Raw genomic sequence first — 2,335 nt, forward strand, 5'->3', positions numbered from 1 at the left:
TCTTTAAGCAGACTTAGTTCAGGTCTTAGAATCAACTCCGCAGCAGATGATGCTTCAGGGATGGCGATAGCAGATAGTTTAAGATCTCAAGCTAATACTTTAGGTCAAGCTATATCTAATGGTAACGATGCTTTAGGTATCTTACAAACTGCTGATAAGGCTATGGATGAGCAACTTAAAATCTTAGATACAATCAAAACTAAGGCAACTCAAGCGGCTCAAGATGGACAAAGTTTAAAAACAAGAACTATGCTTCAAGCAGATATCAACCGTTTAATGGAAGAACTTGACAATATCGCAAATACTACTTCATTTAACGGTAAACAACTTTTAAGTGGAAATTTTATCAATCAAGAATTTCAAATCGGTGCGAGTTCAAATCAAACTGTAAAAGCTACTATAGGAGCAACCCAATCTTCTAAGATAGGTTTAACACGCTTTGAAACAGGAGGAAGAATTACATCTGGTGGTGAAGTACAATTTACTCTTAAAAATTACAATGGTATAGATGATTTTCAGTTTCAAAAAGTTGTGATTTCAACTTCAGTTGGGACAGGACTTGGAGCCTTAGCAGAAGAGATCAATAAAAGTGCTGATAAAACAGGTGTTAGAGCTACTTTTACGGTAGAAACTAGAGGTATGGCTGCAGTTAGAGCCGGAACTACTTCAAATGACTTTGCTATCAATGGAGTAACTATAGGTCAAGTAGCCTATGAAGATGGTGATGGAAACGGTGCTTTGGTCGCTGCAATCAATTCGGTTAAAGATACTACCGGAGTTGAAGCTTCAATCGATGCTAATGGACAACTTTTGCTTACTTCAAGAGAAGGTAGAGGGATTAAAATCGATGGTAATATAGGCGGGGGTGCTTTTATCAATGCCAATATGAAAGAAAACTATGGTCGCTTGTCTTTAGTTAAAAACGATGGTAAGGATATTTTAGTAAGTGGTACAGGTCTTTCTTTTGCAGGTTTTGGAGCAAACAGTTTTATTTCTCAAGCTTCTATTTCTTTAAGAGAATCAAAAGGGCAGCTCGATGCTAATATCGCTGATGCTATGGGATTTGGTTCTGTAAATAAAGGTGTTGTGATAGGTGGTTTTTCTACTGTTAGCGCTTATATGAGTAGCGAAGGAAGTGGATTTTCAGCAGGTTCAGGTTATTCTATAGGTAGTGGTAAGGATTATTCTGCTACACTTACTGGTAATGCAACATTTATATCAACTGCATCTGCAGCTTCTAGGGTATATAATGTTTCTTCTGGTTCTGGTTTTTCAACTGGATCAAATTTATCACAATTTGCAACCATGAAAACTTCAGTTCTTGGAGTAAAAGATGAAACCGCAGGTGTTACTACACTTAAGGGTGCTATGGCAGTGATGGACATAGCTGAAACAGCTACAACAAATCTTGATCAAATCAGAGCAGACATTGGTTCAGTGCAAAATCAACTTCAAGTGACTATAAACAACATCACTGTTACTCAGGTAAATGTTAAAGCAGCTGAATCAACCATAAGAGATGTAGACTTTGCAGCCGAGAGTGCAAATTTTTCTAAATATAACATCCTTGCGCAATCAGGTTCTTATGCTATGAGTCAAGCTAATGCAGTGCAGCAAAATGTTTTAAAACTTCTTCAATAATTTCTTAGATGCTTTTATGCATCTAAGCTTTTAAAGTGCTTTTTTCTTTTCTAAAAAGTCTTGCAAAGGTAAAATAGCGATTTTAAGTCTTTTGTCTTGAGCTTCTAAAAGTTCTATGATATTTTCCATCAAAGATTCATGCGCATAAATCCAAGCAAAAAGTTTATTTTGTTTATCGGAGTCATCTTTGATATCTTTAAGATATAAAGGCGTTAATATGCTTTGTTCGTGATGTAAAGTAGGGCCTAAAATTTCTTGCAAAAAGAGATATTTTTTATTTGAAAGTTTTTCTTTGATTTTGTCTATATTTTGATTTATTTGTTCAAGAGAGAGTTTGTTCTTTCCATGGGTAAGATTGTGAATTTGTTTTTGAACTTTTTTACACTCTTTTTTAAAATTCAAGGATAAATTCATATTTTTTTTGATTTTTTGATAGATTTTTAATCCGAGTTTTACTTGTTCTTTAGTATTTAAAACTTGTAATTTTTTAAATTTTTTATCTTTTTTATTTTTGAGTAAATCTTCGCAAAGTTCTTTAAAAGGTTTTTCTATAGCGCTTTCTATCCTAGCACCTCCTTGGGTGCAATTATAAGTTTTACTTTTGCTAAAAGCAATGAAATTTTCAAAAATTTGTCTAAAAAGTGTCCAAATTTCAGAACTTTGAACTTTTCCATTTCCTCCATAAGCTGTAGTG

1 protein-coding gene and 1 pseudogene are annotated in these 2,335 nt (G+C 34.1%); one reads left to right on the forward strand and one right to left on the reverse strand.

All coding sequences use genetic code 11. The annotated features are described in order from the left end of the window. Positions 1–1,641: flagellin A (locus AJ882_RS08350; RefSeq protein WP_070279736.1), on the forward strand; the 1,641-nt coding region annotated here is incomplete at its 5' end. A 30-nt stretch (positions 1,642–1,671) separates the two neighbouring features. Here AJ882_RS08350 and AJ882_RS08355 read toward each other — a convergent pair. Next, a pseudogene (locus AJ882_RS08355) lies at positions 1,672–2,335 on the reverse strand (motility associated factor glycosyltransferase family protein); the annotation flags it as partial.

Source organism: Campylobacter sp. BCW_6461 (assembly GCF_001762735.1).
Taxonomy (GTDB): Bacteria; Campylobacterota; Campylobacteria; order Campylobacterales; family Campylobacteraceae; genus Campylobacter_D; species Campylobacter_D jejuni.